We start from the raw sequence: 18,617 nt of genomic DNA, 5'->3' as shown, positions 1-18,617 counted from the left end.
TCGCCCTCCTATCGCGACTTCGGATCGAGGGCGTTGCGGACGGCTTCGCCGAGCATGATGAACGCCAATACGGTGATGCTGAGCAAGATCGACGGGTACAGCAGGATGTGCTGTGCGACGCGGATCGAGCTGGCACCGGCGGAGATGTCCATGCCCCAGGAGATCGTCGGGTCTCCGAGTCCCAGACCCAGGTAGGACAACGTCGCCTCGGCGGAGATGTAGACACCGAGCGAGATGGTGGCGACCACGATCACCGGTGCCATGGCGTTGGGGAGGATGTGCCGGAAGAGAATCCGGTTGGTCCCCGCCCCCAGCGCCCTGGCGGCCTGCACGTAGTCCGACTGCTTGATCACGATCACCGCGCCTCGCATGACACGCGCGATCTGGGTCCACCCCAGGAACGCCAGCGCGAAGACGACCACCCAGACCGAGTGGTCGGTGAAGGCCTGCAGCACGACCATGGCACCGAGCAGGAAGGGGATGCCGAGGAACACGTTGGTGAAGAACCCGGAGAGGAGGGCGTCGACCCAGCCCCCGAAGTAACCGGCGAGCATGCCGATGAGCCCGCCGAAGAGGGTGACCAGGATCGTGACGCAGATGCCCACGGTGATCGAGGCGCGGGTGCCGTACACGACACGCGCGTAGACGCTGTGGCCCTGGCCGTCGTAGCCGAGCCAGCCCTCGGAGCCGATCTTGCTCAGCTCGGGCTTGCCCAGGTAGTGGTGCACCAGGTCCGCCGACGTCGGCGAGGCGCTGGTGAACAGGCCCGGGAACACCGCCATCACCAGGAGGATGACGATGAGCACGGACGAGATGATGAAGTACCAGTTGGAGCGCAGGTCCCGCCAGGCGTCGCCCCACAGGCTGCGGGCCTTCTCGGCCTTCACGGTGGCCGCCGGGTCCGCGATGGGCGCCTTGGCGTCCTCGGGCGCGGGGGCGGAAGCGGTCTTGGTGGCGTCAGGCATAACGGATCCTCGGGTCCAGGACCGCGTACAGCAGGTCGACGATGAGGCTCATGCAGAGGTAGACGAGCACGAGGATGGTGACGAGGCCGACGAGCGTCGTCCCCTCGCGCTTGACGATGGACTCGTAGATCGTGCCGCCGACGCCCTTGACGTTGAACAGGCCCTCCGTGACGACCGCGCCGCCCATGAGCGCGCCGAGGTCGGTGCCGAGGAAGGTGATGACGGGGATCAGCGAGTTGCGCATCAGGTGGATGCCCACGATGCGGCGCTTCGGGAGGCCCTTGGCGACCGCGGTCCGCATGTAGTCCGAGCGCAGATTCTCGGCCATCGTCGTACGGGTGAGCCTGGCCACGTAGGCGAGTGAGAGCGAACCGAGCACGATCGCAGGTGCCAGCAGCTCACTCCATTTGGCTTCTCCCGAGACGTTCGGTGAGATCCAGCCGAGTTGGAAGGCGAACACCGTCTTGACGATGAAGCCGAGGACGAACACCGGGATCGAGATGATCAGCAGCGTGAACACCAAGATCGCGTTGTCGACGAGCCGGCCGGCTCGCAGACCGGCCACGGTGCCGAGCCCGATGCCGATGATGATCTCGATGACGAACGCCATGCCGGCCAGGCGGAGGGTGACGGGGAACGCGTCGCCGAGAACATCCGTGACGGGACGTCCGCTGGCTATCTGGTCACCGAAATCAAAGTGCAGGACGATGCCTGTCATGTAATTCCAGTACTGCTGCAGGATCGGAAGGTCGAGACCCTTCTCGTGGCGAAGTCTCGCCAGAGTGGCCGGGTCGGCACCCTTGTCCCCGAAGAGCCCGCGCACGGGGTCGCCGGGCAGCGTGTAGACCATCAGGAAGATCAGCAGCGTTGTCCCGAGAAAGACCGGGATCATCTGGAGCAGTCGTCGTGCGACATAGCGCCCCATCATGCCTCCATGTAATAGGCGGCGGCAGCCGACGGGCCCTCCCCCGCGCCGACTGCCCCTGAGGGTGGGTCGGTTGCGTGGAAGGGCCCCCCGGCCACTGCGAGCGGCAGGCGCGGGACCGTTCTTCTGCGGTCCCGCGCGTGCGCGCGGACTACGTCGGTGTGATTACTTCTTGACTTCGATCTGCGTCAGGATCGGGTCGCCGTCCTGGGCGTAGTCGACGTTCTGGACCTTCTCCGAGTAGCCGGCGTTGACCTTGTAGTACCAGAGCGGGATGGAGGGCATGTAGTTCACCAGCTCCTTCTCGATCTTCTGGTACGCGGCGACGGAGTCCTCGAGGGAGGCGGCGGAGTCGGCCTTCTTGATCTCCGCGTCCAGGCTCTTGTTCGAGAAGTCGCCCTGGTTGCCCGCGGCGCCGGTACGGAACAGGTCCGAGATGAAGTTGGCGTTCACCGGGTAGTCGAGCACCCAGCCGGAGCGGTACAGGGACTTGACCTGCTTGTCGTCACGCGCGTTGGTGTCGGCCTGGAAGTCGGCCTTCGAGTCACCGGTGCACTTGACGCCGGTCGACTGCGTGATGCTGTTGCAGACCGCCTCGACCCATTCCTTGTGGCCGCCGTCGGCGTTGAACTGGATCGAGATCTTGTTGCCCGGGACGCCGCCACCCTCCTTGATGAGCTTCTTGGCCTTGGCCGGGTCGTACTTGGTGACGTCGCCGGTGGCGTTCGGCTGGTAGCCGAGCACGCCCTTGGCGACCCAGCCGGTGGCCGGCTCACGCGTGCCCTGGAGCACGGTCTTGGTGATGGTGTCGCGGTCGATGCCCATCGACAGGCCCTGGAGGACCTTCGGGTCGATGTTCTTCCACTGGTCGGTGTAGAAGGCGACGGCGATCGTCTGGATCGCGGAGTACGCCTTGTCCACGGCGCGGTCACCGAGGTCGGACCGGTAGACCGGGAGGTCCTTCGGGCCGATCTGGCGGAGCACGTCGACGTTGCCCGACTTCAGGTCCTCGTAGGCGGTCTCGAGGGTGGTGTAGTTCTTGAAGATCACACCACCGTTCTTCGCCTTGTCGAGACCCTTGTAGTCGTCGTTGCGCTCGACCTTGATCTGCTTCTTGTGGTCCCAGCTGACGAACTTGTACGCGCCGTTGCCGACCGGCTTCTCACCGGCGGCCTTCGGGTCCGCGTAGAAGGACTCGGGCAGCGGGGAGAAGACCGTGTAGCCGAGCTTGTACGAGAAGTACGGGAGCGGGGCGTTGAGCTCGATGGTGAACGTGTAGTCGTCCACCTTCTTCAGACCGGACATGGTGTCCGACTTCGGCTTGGCCTTCGCGTCCTCCGGGTGGACGTCCGCAAAGCCCTTGATGTCGCCGAACCAGGACGCGTTGGTCTGGTTGTTCTTGATGTTGGCGGCCCAGTTCCAGGCCTTGATGTAGGACTCGGCCGTGACGGGGGTGCCGTCGTGGAACTTCCAGTCCTTCTTGAGCTTGACCGTCCAGAGCTTCGAGTCCTTGGTGTCGACGGACTCGGCGTTGATCATCTCGAGCTTGCCGGACGGGTCGTAGTCCACCAGCTGCGAGAAGATCGCGTCGGTGACGATGCTGCCGTTCGACTCCATCGTGTTGGCCGGCTGCAGCGGGTTCTGCGGCTCGCCGACCTCGACGGAGAAGAAACCGTCCGGGTTCACAGCACCCTTGGCGCTGTTCTTGCTGCCCTTGTCGGCATCGTCGTCGCCGCCACCACAGGCAGTCGCAGCCAGGGCGATGATGGCCGCTCCCGCGACCCACTTGGCGCTCTTGGCACCACGCATGGGTTTCCTCCTCATGAGTCCACTTTTGACTACAAGAAGGGCACTGGGTCGATACACCGACACCCCTGACGGTGATCGTTCAGTGCCCTTAGTGTGCTCGTGAGTCGGCGCACTCCCCACAGTGCGTGACCCATTGACCCGAGCTCAATGGAGCCAACTATTAAGTACGACTGGGCCGTAAACCACACTTAAAGGGTCTCGGTTTGACAACATCCGTCCCTTGCGCGGACCAAAATCCGGACAAAGTGATCCCAGACAGACACCCCCGAAACGGACTGTTAACACACGTTTCGGAGAGCAACCTCCGATAATCGGATGAAACTGTCTCAGATGCTGGACAGGCAAGCCGAAAACCGGTTGACCAAGACCCAGGGCCCCCACAGTGTCTGTGAGGGCCCTGGGCTACGGCAATGCCTGGAGCTGACGGATCGTCGGCCGGAAATCGCCTACCGGTAGCGGCTCAGCCGTGCTTGGCGCGCGAGGCGGAGCGGCTGCGCTCCTTCTGGTCGAGGACGACCTTGCGGATGCGGACGGCCTCCGGGGTCACCTCGACGCACTCGTCGTCGCGGCAGAACTCCAGGGACTGCTCCAGGGAGAGCTTGCGCGGCGGGACGATCGCCTCGAACGAGTCGGCCGACGAGGACCGCATGTTCGTGAGCTTCTTCTCCTTGGTGATGTTCACGTCCATGTCGTCGGCGCGCGAGTTCTCGCCGACGATCATGCCTTCGTACACCTCGGTGCCGGGGTCGGTGAACAGCACGCCGCGCTCCTGGAGGTTCGTCATCGCGAAGGCGGTGACGGCACCGGCGCGGTCGGCCACCAGCGAACCGTTGTTACGGGTCGTCAGGGTGCCGAACCACGGCTCGTGGCCCTCGTGGATGGAGTGCGCGATACCCGTGCCGCGGGTGTTCGTCAGGAACTCCGTACGGAAGCCGATGAGGCCGCGCGACGGCACGACGAACTCCATGCGGACCCAGCCGGAGCCGTGGTTCGACATGTTGTCCATGCGGCCCTTGCGGACGCCCATGAGCTGCGTGACGGCGCCCATGTGCTCCTCGGGCACGTCGATCGTCATGCGCTCGACGGGCTCGTACGTCTTGCCCTCGACCTGCTTGGTGACCACCTGGGGCTTGCCGATGGTCATCTCGAAGCCCTCGCGGCGCATCTGCTCGACCAGGATGGCCAGCGCCAGCTCACCGCGGCCCTGCACCTCCCAGGCGTCGGGGCGCTCGGTGTCCAGGACGCGCAGCGAGACGTTACCGATCAGCTCGCGGTCCAGGCGGTCCTTGACCTGGCGGGCGGTGACCTTGCGGTCCTTGACCGCGGCCTTGGCCTCCGCGCCCTTGCCGGTGCCGCCCCGGCCGACGAGCGGCGAGGTGTTGGTGCCGATGGTCATGGAGATCGCGGGCTCGTCCACCGTGATCAGGGGCAGCGCGACCGGGTTCTCCGGGTCGGCGAGGGTCTCACCGATCATGATCTCCGGGATACCGGCGACGGCGCAGATGTCACCGGGGCCGGCCACCTCGGCGGGCTTGCGGGTGAGCGCCTCGGTCATCATCAGCTCGGTGATGCGCACGTTCTGGATGGAGCCGTCGCGCTTGATCCAGGCGACGGTCTGGCCCTTGCGCAGCTCGCCCTCCTCGACGCGGAGGAGCGCGATGCGGCCGAGGAAGTTGTCGGCGTCGAGGTTGGTGACGTGCGCCTGGAGCGGCGCGCCCTCCTCGTACGTCGGGGCCGGGACGTGCTCCAGGATCGCGGAGAAGAACGGCTCCAGGCTGGTGGAGTCCGCCGGGACCGTGCCGTCCTCCGGCTTGGTCAGCGAGGCGATGCCGTCACGGCCGCACGCGTAGACGATCGGGAACTCGATCTGCTCCTCGTCCGCGTCCAGGTCGAGGAAGAGGTCGTAGGTCTCGTTGACGACCTCGTCGATACGGGAGTCCGGGCGGTCCGTCTTGTTGATGCACAGGATGACGGGCAGGCGCTGCTGGAGCGCCTTGCGCAGCACGAAGCGGGTCTGCGGAAGCGGGCCTTCGGAGGCGTCGACCAGAAGCACGACCGCGTCCACCATCGACAGGCCGCGCTCGACCTCGCCACCGAAGTCGGCGTGGCCGGGGGTGTCGATGATGTTGATGGTGATGACGTCGCCGCCATCCTTGGGGTGGTACTTCACGGCCGTGTTCTTGGCCAGGATCGTGATGCCCTTCTCACGCTCCAGGTCGTTCGAGTCCATCATGCGGTCGTCGAGCGACTCGGCGGCGTGCGCGGCGAAGGAGCCGGCCTGCTTGAGCATGGCGTCGACGATGGTCGTCTTGCCGTGGTCGACGTGGGCGACGATGGCTACGTTACGGATGTCGTGGCGCGTGGGCATGGTGTGGCTTGCGCTTCTCTCGGATCGGGGATTCAGGCGCCTGGGTCGGTCTTGAGTCCTCGTACGCCCGCCGGGCGGACGCGCCACGGCTACTCCCATGGTACGGGGCGGCCGCTGCTGCGGCTTCCCGGGCGGTTTCTAGCAGGACAGCCGGACGGCCTCGCGCGCGGCGGAGGAGGCGTCCTTGCCCAGCGGCTCGTCGCAATTCACCGCGCCCCCGCCGGAAGGCCCCCAGGTCGACACGTGTCCCACGACCGGCTGCCCGCCGCCGGCGCACGTGTAGCGGAAGTCCGTCTCGATCAGCTTGAAGTAGCTGAAGCTCACCAGCCGCGCACTGCTCCTCAGGTCGCTGAGCCGGCCCAGCGGCTCATCGAGCGGCGCGTACGTGCCCGGCTCGCCGAGGCCGGACCCCTCCGCCGGGTCGTCGTCCGCGGACACCAGCCCGACCCTCGCCCCGAGGGCGTGGAGGACGGCCTCCGCGCCCTCGGTCTCCACGGTGACCGGGTCCGTGCGCAGCCGCCGGATCGGTTTCGCGACCCGGGCGGACCGGGTTGTCACATGCTGGGCATCGGCGACCCCGTTGATCACCCAGTCCTGGCGCAGGTTGAACCAGGTGTACGTGCCGCCCCGGCACGCCTGCGGCTCGCGGGCGACGGCCTCGTCCGCCGTCGCCGCCGACGACCGGGCCGGGGCCGGGTCGTCGGCACCCCGGTCGCCCGGCGTCGAGGTGCAGCCCCCGATGAGGAGGCCCGCCGCCATCATGACCGCAGCCGTGGTGACCGCTCGTGTCCGCTTCATGGTTCCGCCCCCGTGGCCCGTTCTTCCGGTGGAATTCACCGGTGGTCACGGACCACGGTTGCCGTAAGGGACCTCACGGACAAGCGACTTGAGCAACCCCCGAGGTGCGGATGTCCGCTACTTCTTCCTCTGGGCCGGAGCGCCCGCCGTCTGCGGGGCCTTGTAGCCGATGTCCTGGTAGTGCGGCACCCCGAGGCCGAAGGCGCCGACGTTCACGAGCTGCTTGCCGGTGGCGACCAGCTGGGGGCGCTGGAAGAGGGGAATCGATCCCGCGGCGGCCCAGATCCGGGCGTCCGCCTGCCGCACGAGGTCCCGGGCGGCCTTCTCGTCCAGCTCCGACGCCGCCTGGTCGAAGAGCTGGTCGATGTGGTCCGTGCCGACGCGGGTGTAGTTCTGCTCCACGAGCAGCGAGCCGTCGGACGCGGGCAGCGGTTTGGCGAAGATCGGGCGGTCGTCGGTGGCCGGGTAAGCGGTGGCGGGCCAGGAGTACAGCGCCATGTCGTAGTCGCCCGAGGCCACGTGGTCGCGGAAGTAGCTGTCGTCGGAGACCTTGGTGATCACCGTGCGGATGCCGATCGTGTCGAGCATCGCGGCGATCTTCTCGCCGACGGTACGCAGACCGGCCGAGCCGGGTCCTGACGGCAGGACGAAGCGCAGGCTCAGCGGCTTGCCGTTCTTGCCGAGCGGACCGCGCGCGGTGTCGGCCGCACCGGCCGGAGCCGCGGTGCCCGCCGGGGCGTACGCTCCGGCGGCGCCTCCGGGCTGCCGGTCCTGGGCCCGGACGGCGTCCCGGGCGTCCTCCGAGGTGCCCGTGGAGCCGAGGTGCCCGGCCTGACGCAGCAGGGCGGCGCTCTGCGCGGCGGCGTCGGGGGCCGGGGCCAGGACGTGGGTGCCGCCGGGCTTGTCGTCGCCGACGATGTAGAGGCCGTCGTCGGCGGCGGGCTCGCCCGCGGCCCGGTTGCCCTTGCCGTCGTCCGCGTCCTTGCCGGCGTTCCCCTTCTTCTCCGTGCCCTTCCTCTCGCCCTCGCTGCCGGCCTTGGTGCCGTCGCTCCGGCTCAGGGCGCCCTCGCGCGTCCAGCCCGCGTCGGCGAGCAGCGCCTGCGCCTGCTCGGTGTCCTGCTTGCCGAGCGCGTCGCTGCCGTCCCGGTACGCGGGCTGCCCGGCGACGGCGAGGTGGCTGCCGAGCGGCTGCGCGGGCAGTCCGAGCGGCTTGAGCACGGTGTCGGCCAGCTCCTGGCGGTCCAGGGCGCGGGCCACCGCCCGGCGCACCCGGTCGTCGGCGAGCGGCCCGGTCTCGCCGTTCAGCGCGAGCTGGGTGTAGGCGGGCTCCAGCGACTTGCGGACCACGTAGGCGCGCAGCCCGCTCTGCTCGGTGGCGTACGCCTCGGCGGCCCTGGCCTTGTCGTCCCGCGCCTCCTGCTCCTCCTCGGCCGCCTCCTCGTCGGTGCCGTGCGCCACGGCCCAGGAGCGCAGGGCGTCCGCCGGGCTCTGCGCGGCGCCGGGGCCGTGGGCGGGCGGTGCGCCGGCCGCGCCCTCGCGGGCCGCCTGGGCGATGCGGTGGGCGGTGGTGGAGTCGATGTCGGCGATGTCGACGGCGCCCTCGGCCAGCGCGTCGGTGCGGTCCTCGGGCTCGACGGCCTTGAAGACCAGCGAATCCAGCTTGGCGCGGCCGCCCCACCAGCGCGGGTCGCGGGTCAGCGTGACGGACCCGGCCTTCTTGTCCACCTCGCGCAGCCGGAACGGCCCGGCGGTCGCCTTGAGGGTGGTGCGCGCGCCGTCGTTGAAGGCGTCCGGGGAGCCCGTCACCTGCTTCGGGTAGAGCGGCGAGAACAGCGAGCGCCAGTCCGCGTACGGCTTGGCGAAGGTGACCTTGACCTCCAGGTCGTCGTGGCCGCGCTCGATCTTCTCGATGCGTTCGTACCCGGCGTTGCGGGCGGTCCAGAACGCGGAGTCCTTGCCGCTGAGCGCCCGCCACTGGGCGACGAAGTCCGGGGCGCCGATCCCTCGGCCGTCGCTCCAGACGGCCTGCTGGTTGAGCCGGTAGACGACGACCTGGCGGGGCTCGGTCTCGGTCACCTTCGCGGATTCGAGGTAGTCGGGGTTGAGCTGCGGCCGGCCCTGGGCGTCGAGCGGGAAGAGGGTCGGCAGCAGGGCGCCGGTGATCCGGGTGGTGGCGCTGTCGGCGTCCGCCTGGAAGGCGTTGAAGGTGGCGGGCAGCGCGTCGATCGCCCAGGTGACCTTGCCCCCGTCGGCGACCTGGGCGCGGGCGGCGCGGGCCACGTCCTGCGGTACGGCGGCGACGGCCGCGGTCTCCTCCCCGCCCGAGCCGCATCCGGCCAGCACGGGGAGGGTGAGGACGCCTGCGGTGAGGAGGGCGGGGATGCGCCGCTTTCGGGCCGTCCCGCGCGGGACGCCGACGTGGGACATGGCTGATACCTCCGGGGACGGCCTACCCCGCACCGGGAATGGGCCTGATTGAGCGTTTTTGGTGGCATTTGCAGTTGATCACACTGGTTCCGCCCCTCCACTGAAAACGCCCTCGCGCGGGAACGCCGCGCCGACACGGCGCGTACGCCCCGAAGCCCACCCGTACGGCGGAGCGCCGCGGCGCTCCGTCCTGTGCGGGTCCGGTCAGCCCAGGAGCTTGACGATCTCGTCGGTCGTGCCGGTCTCACCGAGGCGCGGGAAGATCCGCTGCACGCTGTTGTCGTGGGCCTCGCCGCTCATGTCGGTCATCGCGTCCGTGGCGAGGGTGACGTGGTAGCCGTGCTCGTGCGCGGAGCGGGCGGTGGACTCGACGCCGATGCTGGTCGCGATGCCGGCCACCACGACCTGGGTGACGCCCCGGCGGCGCAGCTGGAGGTCGAGGTCGGTGCCGTAGAAGGCGCCCCACTGCTGCTTGGTGACGATGATGTCGCCCTCGCCGGGGCCCATCTCCGGCACGATCTCGGCCCAGTCGGCGGCCGGCTGACCGGACCGGGCCGGGCCCTCGGTGCGGCCGGGGGCGCCGCCGGTGACGCGGACCAGGACGACGGGCAGGCCCTTGGCCCGGAAGGCGTCGGCGAGGGTCGCGGCGTTCGCGATGACGTCGGCGGCGGGGTGGGCGGCGGGCAGGGCGGTGATGCCCTTCTGGAGGTCTACGACGATCAGCGCGGTGCGGGGGTCGAGGACGGTGGCGGTCATGGTGGTGCTCCTTGTGGTGGTGCTTACGGACGATCAGGTGCGCCCGCGCAGGGCGCGGTCGGTGACGGTGAGGACGATGAGCAGAAGGCCCAGGACGGCGGCGACGGCGGCCATCAGGTGCAGCCCCCGGTCGCCGGCCGACTGCCCGTAGGCCAGGGCGATGAGACTGGAGGCGGTGATCGCCCCTATGTACTGGGCGGTGCGCTGGAGGCCGGCGGCCGAGCCGACGGAGGCGGGCGGCGCGTATGCCTGCACGGCCGCCTGGTTGCTGGTCCCGATCAGTCCCTGCGGGATGCCGAAGCAGGCGCCGGCGAGCAGCAGGAGGGCGACCGGCGCGTCGCCGGACAGCAGGAACAGCATTCCGGCCCCGGCGGTGAGCAGGACGCAGGCCAGGACGAGCGGGCCCCGGATGCCCTTCGTACGGGCGCCGAGCAGCGAGCACACCAGCGCCGCGACGGACATCGGCAGCATCAGGAGTCCGGTGTGCCCGGAGGAGTAGCCCCGGGACTCCTCCAGCCACTGGGTGTATCCGTACATCACGCAGTAGATCAGCAGGTAGCTGATCCCGTGCCGGAGGTACGTACGCGAGAGCGCGCCGTTGCCCGCGAGCATCCGCAGATCGATGAAGGGGGCGGGGGTCCGCAGCTGCCACCAGACGAGGGCGGCGCCCAGCGCGGCGAACGGCGCGAGCAGCCACCACATCGGGTGCGCGAGGTCGAGCAGGAAGACGGCCAGGACGGTGAGCGCGCTCGCGAACAGGCCGATGCCGAGCGGGTCGAGCCCCAGCCGGGGCGCAGGGCCGCCGGCCACGCGTGCGCGGGGCGGGTCGGCGGGGATCCAGAGCAGGGCCGCGCCGAGGGCGATGAGCGCCACGGGCACGTTGACGGCGAAGATGCCGCGCCAGCCGGCCGTCATGACGAGCAGTCCGCCGAGCGTGGGCCCGACCGCCGCACTGCCGAGCGCGGCGAAGGAGAGCCGGGCCAGCACCGGGCGCGGGGTCGCCCGGCCGATCCGGGCCGACTCGTCGCGCAGAACCGCCATCGCGGCCGGGTAGGCCGCCGACGTACCGATGCCGAGCAGCAGCCGCGACACGATCAGCTGGCCGAAGCCCTGCGCGAAGGTGCCGACCAGGCCGGAGGCGACGACCACGACGAGCCCGGCGAGGAAGACCCGGCGCGGCCCGAGGACGTCGGCGAGCCGGCCCAGGACGGGCTGGGCGACGGCGCTGGCGAGGTAGAGGACGGAGATCAGCCAGGCGGTGTCGGCGGCGCCGACGGAGAAGTGGTGCCCGATCGCCACCAGCGCGGTGGAGATCATGGTGGTGTTCAGCGGGTTGAGCAGTGAGCCGAGCAGCAGCGGTGCGGTGAGCCGGGCGCCGAAGCCGGGGTCGGGCGCCGTCCGGTCCGGGCGGGCCGCAGCGCGTACCGCTCCGGGGAGCACCTCGCGAGCGGTCACGAACCGACCAGGCGTTCGATGAGGGCCACGGCCTCGGCGACCGTCCGCCGCTCGTGCCCGTCCAGCTCGGCGGCGACGGCCTCGGCCAGCCAGTTCCGCTTGGCGGCCCGGACCCGGGCGAGCGTGGCGCGCCCGGCCTCCGTGACCGACATGACGGACTTCCTGCCGTCGGCCGGGTCCGGCGCCCGCTCGACCAGCCCCTGCGTCTCCAGCGCGCCCAGGGTCAGCCGCATGGACTGCGGGCGTACGAATTCGGCGCGGGCCAGGTCCGCCGTGGTCGCGGCGCCCCCGTCGTCCAGCCGGGCCAGCACCGAGCGCTGGGTCGGCGTCAGCAGCGACTCCGACGAGGAGGAACGCAGCCGCCGCAGCAGCCGGCTCACCACGGCGGCCAGCTGGTTCGCCACCTCTTCGGCCGTGGGGTCCGGGGCCGCCCCAGATGCTTGCGTCATACATCCACCGTACGAGAACGACAGGCCACCTTGCAAGGCGACCTGTTTTTCTCCGGCCCGGTCGCCGCCACCGTCAGCTCCGCTCCCCCGCGCGGCGGCCGTGGCCGATGACGAACCCGTGCCGTACGGGCTCCGCGGGCAGCGCGAGCCGGCCGCCCGGGCGGATGCCGCCGACCGAGGTGCGGGCCACCCCGTGGAGGCATAACGCCGTCGCTCTCCTCCTCAGGGGGGTCGAAGGGGAAGTCGTGCGCGAAGGACGTCATGGGCGCGACGGCATGGATGCGACGGGCTCACGGAGAAGGTGTCGGCCTCGGCACCTCGTGTCGCGGCCGCCCAGAGGTGGACATAGCCTCACAAACGTGACGCCGCCCGTGAGCCGAACCCGGATCCTCATACCGGGCCGGTCCCTGCTCGCCGTGCTCCTGACGGTGTGCTGGCTGGCCCTGGCCCCCGCACCGGCCGCCCGCGCCGACGACCCGGTCACGCTGTCCCGCGACGGGCAGATCACCGACAAGGTGGGCGCCCTCGGCGACCGCCGCCCCCAGGTGGTCACGGCCCTCGACCGGCTCTACGCCGAGCACCGCCTCCAGCTCTTCGTGGCGTACGTACGCGACTTCTCCGGGCGCTCCCCGCAGGACTGGGCCGACGAGACGGCCGACCGCAACGGCCTCGGCCGCGACGACATCCTGCTCGCCGTCGCCACCCACGCCCGGCAGTACGCCTACTCCGTCGACCAGGACGCCCCCCTCACCGACGCGCAGCTGCGGGACGTGGCGAACACCGCGATCGAACCGGCGCTGAAGCGGAACGACTGGGCGGGCGCCGCGATCGGGGCCGCCGACGGCTACACCGCCGTCCTGGCCGGCGAACCCGTGCCCGTGCCCGCGATCACCCCCGGCGCCTCCGACCCGGGCTCCGGCTCGGGCGGCACCAGCACCGGCGACCTCCTCCTTCCGATCGTCCTCCTCTGCGCGGTGGCGGCCGTCGCCGCGTACGCCTTCCTGCGGCGCAAGCGGCGCGCCACCACCCGTACGACGCCCGGCACGACCGGCTGGGGCGGGGGCTTGCCGCCGCCCACCCCGCTGCCGGAGCTCGACGCGAAGGCCAAGGAGACGCTCGTCGCCACCGACGACGCGGTCCGCACGAGCGAGGAGGAGCTGGGGTTCGCCACCGCCCAGTTCGGGGAAGAGGCCGCCGCGCCGTTCGCCGAGGCGGTGGCGTACGCCAAGGGCGAGCTGACCACCGCGTTCCGGCTGCGCCAGCAGCTGGACGACGCGTTCCCGGAGGACGACGAGACGCGCCGGCGGATGCTGGACGAGATCATCGGCCGCTGCGCGGACGCCGACGGCCGCCTCGACGCGGTCGCCGAGGACTTCGACCGGCTGCGCGAGCTGGAGCGCGAGGCGCCGCAGGCCCTGGCCGCCGCCGAGACCGCGCTCCGCGAGCTGACCGGCCGCGTCCCGGCCGCCGAGTCCGCGCTCGCCTCGATGCGCGAGCGGTACGCCGACCAGGCGTCGGCCCCCGTCGCCGAGGACGCCGGCCAGGCCGGGGACCGGCTCGCCTTCGCGACCTCGTCCCTCGACCGGGCCCGGCAGGCGGTGGACGGCGGCGACCACGCGGCGGCGGCCGTCTACGTCCGGGCCGCCGAGGGCGCGCTCGACCAGGCGGGCACCCTCGTCGACGGCGTGGAGCGGCGCGCCCGCGAGCTGGACGAGGCGGCGGACCGGCTGGCCGCCGCGCTCACCGAACTGGACACCGACCTCGCCGACGCGGGCGGGCTGCTCGACGGGATGGCGCAGGGGACGTCCACCGCCGACCTGAGCGGCCGGATCGCCCGCGCCCGGGCGGTGGCCGGCGACGTGGGCGAGGAGCGGGGCGGCCGCTACCACCCGATCGACGCGCTGCGCCGGGTGGAGGAGGCGGACCGGGCGCTGGACGAGGCGCTGGCCGGGGCCCGGGAGCGGGAACAGGGCGACACCCGGGCGCGCTCGCTGCTCGACGGGGCGCTGCTCGCCGCGCGCGCGGCGGTCGCGGCCGCCGCGGACTTCGTGACCACGCACCGGGGCGCGGTCGGCAGCACCGCCCGGACCCGGCTCGCCGAGGCGCAGCGCCGGCTGGAGCGGGCCGCGGCACTGGCGGGCACCGGCGACCCGCAGGCCGCCCTGGCCGAGGCGAACCGCGCGGACGCGCTGGCCGGCGAGGCGCGGAGCCTGGCCGAGCAGGACGTACGCGGGTACGGGTACGGCGGGCGCGGCGGCCCCGGGGGCATGGCGGGCGGAGGCGGCGGGGGCATGGGCGGCGCGGTGCTGGGCGGCATCATCCTCGGCGGCCTGATGGGCGGGGGCGGCCGGGGCGGATTCGGCGGCGGGGGTCTGGGCGGCGGCTTCGGCGGAGGCGGCGGACCCGGCAGCTTCGGCGGCGGCGGGACGCGGGGCCGCCGGGGCGGCGGCGGGCGCTTCTGACGCGAGGAGCTTCCCGTACAGCCGTATGCGTAACCCACGAGCGGCGCCGGCCCCGCATGCGTCACCCCACGAGCGGCACAACCTGACGAGAGAGGCCCCCATGAGCAAGCAGACCATCCTCGGCCGTGTCACCCAGCTGGCCAAGGCCAACATCAACGCGCTGCTCGACCAGGCGGAGGATCCGCAGAAGATGCTGGACCATCTGATCCGCGACTACACCGCCAACATCGCGGAGGCCGAGCAGGCCGTGGCCGCCACCATCGGCAACCTCCGCCTGATGGAGCAGGACCACCGGGAGGACGTCGAGGCGGCACGCGAGTGGGGCGGCAAGGCGCTCGCCGCGAGCCGTAAGGCGGATGAGCTGCGGGCGGGCGGCTCCGGGCCCGAGGCGGACAAGTTCGACACCCTGGCGAAGGTCGCGCTGGGCCGGCAGCTCCGGTCGGAGAAGGAGGCCGCGACCGCCGAGCCGACCATCGCCGCGCAGACCGAGGTGGTCGACAAGCTCAGGACGGGCCTGGACCAGATGAAGGCGAAGCTGTCCGAGCTGAAGGCCAAGCGGGACGAACTGGTGGCGCGCGCCAAGTCGGCGCAGGCGCAGAACCGGATGATGGACGCGGTGAAGAGCATCGACGTCCTGGACCCGACGAGCGAGCTGAGCCGGTTCGAGGACAAGGTGCGGCGCGAGGAGGCGCGGGCCCTGGGCAAGCAGGAGCTGGCGGCCTCCTCGCTGGACGCGCAGTTCGAGGAGCTGGACGCGCTGGGCGACAGCGCCGAGGTGGAGGCCCGCCTCGCCGCGCTGAAGACCACGAAGTGAGCCGCGCGCCCGGCACGCTCAGAACATGCTGAGCAGCTCCTCCACCGAGCGCTCGGCGGCCGGCCGCCCGTCGGGCAGCGGCAGTTCGAACCAGACGGTCTTGCCGCGCGGGGTCCGCCTCGCCCCCCAGGCCGCGCTGAGGAGCCCGACCAGCTGGAGGCCCCGGCCGCCCTCGTCCGTGTCCCGGGCGCGCCGGCGCCTCGGCTGGACGAGACCGGCGTCCCACACCTCGCAGACCAGGGTGCGGTCGCGCAGCAGGCGGAGCCGGATCTCGCCCTCGCCGTAGCGCAGGGCGTTGGTGACCAGCTCGCTGACCAGGAGCTCCGTGGTGTCCACCAGGTCATCGAGGCCCCAGCTGGTCAGCTGGCCCCGGGCCAGTTCGCGGGCGCGGCCGACCGAGCGGGGCTCGCGGGGCAGCCGCCAGTCGCCGACGGCCTCGGTGGGCAGCCCCTGGATGCGGGCCATCAGGAGCGCGATGTCGTCCTCGCCGTGCCGGGTGTGCAGCGAGCCGAGGACCCGGTCGCAGACGTCCTCCAGCGGCTGGGCCGGTTCGACCAGGGCCTTGCGGAGGGCGGCCAGGCCCTCGTCCAGCGGGTGGTCGCGGGACTCGACGAGGCCGTCGGTGTAGAGGGCGAGGAGCGCGCCCTCCTTCAGCTCGACCTCGACCTCCTCGAACGGTTCGCCGCCGACGCCCAGCGGCATCCCGGGCGGTACGTCGAGGAGCGTCGCGGCCTCCCCCGGCTCGACCACGACGGGCGGCAGATGGCCCGCGTTGGCGAAGGTGCAGCGCCGGGTGACCGGGTCGTAGACCGCGTAGACGCAGGTCGCCAGGTACACCTCGGAGAGGTCCGCCTCGCGGGCCCTGTGCGCGGCGCGGCCGGGCCACTGGGCGCCCCCGCCACCGGACGCGGGGGCGGCCCCGGGGGTGCCGAGGCCCCGGGCGACCTCGTCCAGCGCGGACAGCACCTCGGCGGGTTCCAGGTCGAGCAGGGCCAGCGTGCGCACGGCGGTGCGCAGTTCGCCCATGGCCACGGCGGCGCGCAGGCCGCGCCCCATCACGTCGCCGACGACGAGCGCGGTGCGGTGTCCGGGCAGCTCGATCACGTCGAACCAGTCGCCGCCGACCTCGTTGGCGGTGTTGCCCGGCAGGTAGCGGCAGGCGATGTCGAGCCCGGCGGCCTCCGGGTCGCCGGGGGGCAGCAGGCTGCGCTGGAGGATCAGCGCGCGTTCGTGCTCGCGGCGGTAGAGGCGGGCGTTGTCGATACAGACGGCGGCGCGGGCGGCCAGCTCGGTCGCGAGGGCCCGGTCCCGGGCGTCGAACGGCTCGCTGCCCTTCGTGCGGGAGAAGCGGACGAGGCCCACCACGGTGTCGTGGGCGACCATCGGCACGGCCAGCGTGGACTGCACGAAGCCCCGCTCGTCGCCCGGCACGTCCTCCACACGGCCGGTGCGCAGCGCCGTGGCGCACGGCGAGCCGAAGGGGTAGCGGTGGACGGAGCCGAGGGCGGGGGGCGCGGCGGCGCCGCCCGGCGGTCCGGAGTCGGACGAGCCCCGGGCATGGGGCAGGGCGCCGGACACGGCGCTGGCGAAGGCGACGCGGCGCAGTTCGGCGGAGCCGCCGACCGCCTCCTGGCTGAGCGGGCTCCAGCCGCCGGGCGCTGCCTCGTCCCCGGTGAGCAGGGCCTGGTAGAGGTCGACGGAGGCCAGGTCGCAGAAGACCGGGACGGCGACGTCGAGGAGTTCGCGGGCGGTGGTCTCCAGGTCCAGGGAGTTGCCGATGCGGGCGCTCGCCTCGTTGAGCAGGGCGAGGTTGCGGCGGGCGCTGGCGGCCTCGCGGGCGGCGGTGTGACGCCGGGTCACGTCGGTGGCGAGCCCGGCGATGCCGATGGGGCGGCCCGATCCGCTGTGCACCCGGTAGAGGTTCATCGACCAGTGGCGGCGCTCGGTGTCGCCGGGGGCCGTGCCGACGAGCTGGAGGTCGGTGACGGAGTTGCCCGTCTCCAGGACCCGTTCGAGCGTGGCGGTCAGGCGGTCGGCCTCGGCGCCGGTGAGGTAGTCGCCGACGGTGCGGCCCCGGTGGTCGTCGGCCCGGCCGCCGAAGACGGTGGCGAAGCGCTCGTTGGCCCGGACGACGGTGAGGTCGGTGCCGAACAGGACGAAACCGAAGGGAGATTGGCCGAAAATCGCCTGCGAGGCGGCGAGGTCCGTCTCGATACGGCGCAGGGCGCGGACGTCCACGACGATACAGACGGCCGCCCGTTCGCCGGTGGCCGTCTCGCTGGGCATCACATAGATCTCGGCGAGCCCGTGCACCCCGTCCCCGCCGGGCATCCGGAAGGGGACGAGACCCGTCCACTCCTTGCCGTCGAGCACCTCCCCGATCCTGCGGTGGCCCTCGCGGCGGACCTCGCCGGGCAGGAACGCCTCGACCGGGTCCCTGCCCACGGCCTCGTGGGCGGCCACGCCGAAGAGACCGGCGGCCCGGCGGCTCCACTGCTCGATCAGCCCGTCGGGCCCGATCGAGAAGGAGGCGACTCTTATGTAGTCGTAGATCGAGCCGGGCGGACTGCTCTGCCACACGACGTCGCCCGCTGTCCCAGGTATTTCGCTCACGCGACCGTCCCCTCCAGCTCACACACCGGACCGGTCATGCCCGCAGTATTCAGCACTACGGCCCCGTCCGGCACGGCGTTCACGATCACAGCACGGTCTCAGTCCATTTCAGCCAGGTTCGGCCCCGACCTTCGGTGATCGCTGTGCGTCCCACCTCACTCCTAACCAGGCAGAGCCAGCTCGAACCACACCGTCTTGCCGCTCTTTCCCCGCCGGGTCCCCCAGCGCCGGGCCGCACAGGCCACGAGCTGCAGTCCCCGGCCGCTCTCGTCGTCGGGTCCCGCCGTACGTTCGGTGGGTGGGTCGGGGAGGGGGTCGGAGACTTCCACGAGGAGGCCGGAGCGGGCGGCGGAGCGGTCCCCGTCCGGCTGGGGGCGCAGCAGCCGCACCCCGATGGGGCCGGGTGTGTAGCGCATGGAGTTGGTGACCAGCTCGCTGACCAGCAGCATCGCCTCGTCACCGACGGCGGCGTCGAGCCCCCAGCCACGCAGGGTGTCCTGGACGGCGTGCCGGGCGGTGCGCACGGCACCGGGGACAGCCGGAAAACTCCACTCGGCGTGATCGCCTTCGGTATCGGTCACGCCGATCACTCCCAGAGCCGGCAACGGTGACGTCCTGTACGCGGGGGCCAAACACCACATACCCGATATCAAGGAGCAAATACCGCCGGGCTCGACACGCGGGGCGTACGGGTGTACGGCGGCGCGCACGTACGGGTGCCCGGGAAGCGGGGGCGCATACCCCTGGTTCCGCGCGCCGCGCCATGATCCTCCCGC

At 71.6% G+C, this 18,617-nt stretch carries 13 protein-coding genes and 1 pseudogene; 2 read left to right on the top strand and 12 right to left on the bottom strand.

All coding sequences use genetic code 11. The features are described 5' to 3' along the window. Window positions 1-8: 8 nt before the first annotated feature. The 10 genes and pseudogenes from ABZ565_RS29570 to ABZ565_RS29525 all read right to left on the bottom strand — a co-directional run. Entirely contained in the window at window positions 9-965 is a 957-nt protein-coding gene (locus tag ABZ565_RS29570) for an ABC transporter permease (protein WP_361033418.1), read from the bottom strand. After that, entirely contained in the window at window positions 958-1,890 is a 933-nt protein-coding gene (locus tag ABZ565_RS29565) for an ABC transporter permease (RefSeq protein ID WP_361033508.1), read from the bottom strand. Before ABZ565_RS29565 ends, ABZ565_RS29570 begins: the two co-directional genes overlap by 8 nt. 165 nt (window positions 1,891-2,055) lie before the next feature. Beyond that, entirely contained in the window at window positions 2,056-3,699 is a 1,644-nt protein-coding gene (locus ABZ565_RS29560) for an ABC transporter substrate-binding protein (protein ID WP_361033415.1), read from the bottom strand. A gap of 460 nt (window positions 3,700-4,159) precedes the next feature. Then, window positions 4,160-6,067, bottom strand: coding sequence for a translational GTPase TypA (gene typA / locus ABZ565_RS29555; RefSeq protein WP_361033412.1), 1,908 nt, complete (start codon window positions 6,065-6,067; stop codon window positions 4,160-4,162). Window positions 6,068-6,205: 138 nt separating this feature from the next. Beyond that, window positions 6,206-6,865, bottom strand: coding sequence for a hypothetical protein (locus ABZ565_RS29550; protein WP_361033409.1), 660 nt, complete (start codon window positions 6,863-6,865; stop codon window positions 6,206-6,208). A 117-nt stretch (window positions 6,866-6,982) separates the two neighbouring features. Then, window positions 6,983-9,292 (bottom strand): ABC transporter family substrate-binding protein, encoded by a 2,310-nt coding sequence (locus ABZ565_RS29545; protein ID WP_361033406.1) that lies wholly within the window; start codon window positions 9,290-9,292, stop codon window positions 6,983-6,985. A gap of 204 nt (window positions 9,293-9,496) precedes the next feature. Then, complete coding sequence (locus tag ABZ565_RS29540; protein WP_361033403.1) at window positions 9,497-10,048, bottom strand: isochorismatase family protein; 552 nt, start codon at window positions 10,046-10,048, stop codon at window positions 9,497-9,499. Between the two features lie 33 nt (window positions 10,049-10,081). Further along, on the bottom strand, window positions 10,082-11,488 hold the full coding sequence (locus tag ABZ565_RS29535; RefSeq protein ID WP_361033505.1) for an MFS transporter: 1,407 nt from the start codon (window positions 11,486-11,488) through the stop codon (window positions 10,082-10,084). A gap of 11 nt (window positions 11,489-11,499) precedes the next feature. Continuing rightward, window positions 11,500-11,952 (bottom strand): MarR family transcriptional regulator, encoded by a 453-nt coding sequence (locus ABZ565_RS29530; RefSeq protein ID WP_361033400.1) that lies wholly within the window; start codon window positions 11,950-11,952, stop codon window positions 11,500-11,502. A 97-nt stretch (window positions 11,953-12,049) separates the two neighbouring features. Beyond that, window positions 12,050-12,157, bottom strand: a pseudogene (locus ABZ565_RS29525) (acetylxylan esterase); the annotation flags it as partial. 166 nt (window positions 12,158-12,323) lie between these two features. Here ABZ565_RS29525 and ABZ565_RS29520 point away from each other — a divergent pair. Together ABZ565_RS29520 and ABZ565_RS29515 are read left to right on the top strand one after the other, a co-directional pair. After that, entirely contained in the window at window positions 12,324-14,414 is a 2,091-nt protein-coding gene (locus ABZ565_RS29520; protein WP_361033502.1) for a TPM domain-containing protein, read from the top strand. Between the two features lie 100 nt (window positions 14,415-14,514). Beyond that, complete coding sequence (locus tag ABZ565_RS29515; protein ID WP_361033397.1) at window positions 14,515-15,228, top strand: PspA/IM30 family protein; 714 nt, start codon at window positions 14,515-14,517, stop codon at window positions 15,226-15,228. An 18-nt stretch (window positions 15,229-15,246) separates the two neighbouring features. Here ABZ565_RS29515 and ABZ565_RS29510 read toward each other — a convergent pair whose 3' ends face one another. Further along, window positions 15,247-17,808 (bottom strand): SpoIIE family protein phosphatase, encoded by a 2,562-nt coding sequence (locus ABZ565_RS29510; RefSeq protein ID WP_361033499.1) that lies wholly within the window; start codon window positions 17,806-17,808, stop codon window positions 15,247-15,249. 194 nt (window positions 17,809-18,002) lie between these two features. Continuing rightward, window positions 18,003-18,431: an ATP-binding protein gene (locus ABZ565_RS29505; protein WP_361033496.1), complete on the bottom strand. Its 429-nt coding sequence runs from the start codon at window positions 18,429-18,431 to the stop codon at window positions 18,003-18,005. Window positions 18,432-18,617: the final 186 nt, after the last annotated feature.

The organism is Streptomyces sp. NPDC016469 (genome assembly GCF_040632905.1).
In the GTDB taxonomy this organism is placed as follows: domain Bacteria; phylum Actinomycetota; class Actinomycetes; order Streptomycetales; family Streptomycetaceae; genus Streptomyces.
The sequence above is the reverse complement of the archived record's forward strand: the minus strand, read 5'-3'. Positions and strand labels throughout refer to the sequence as shown.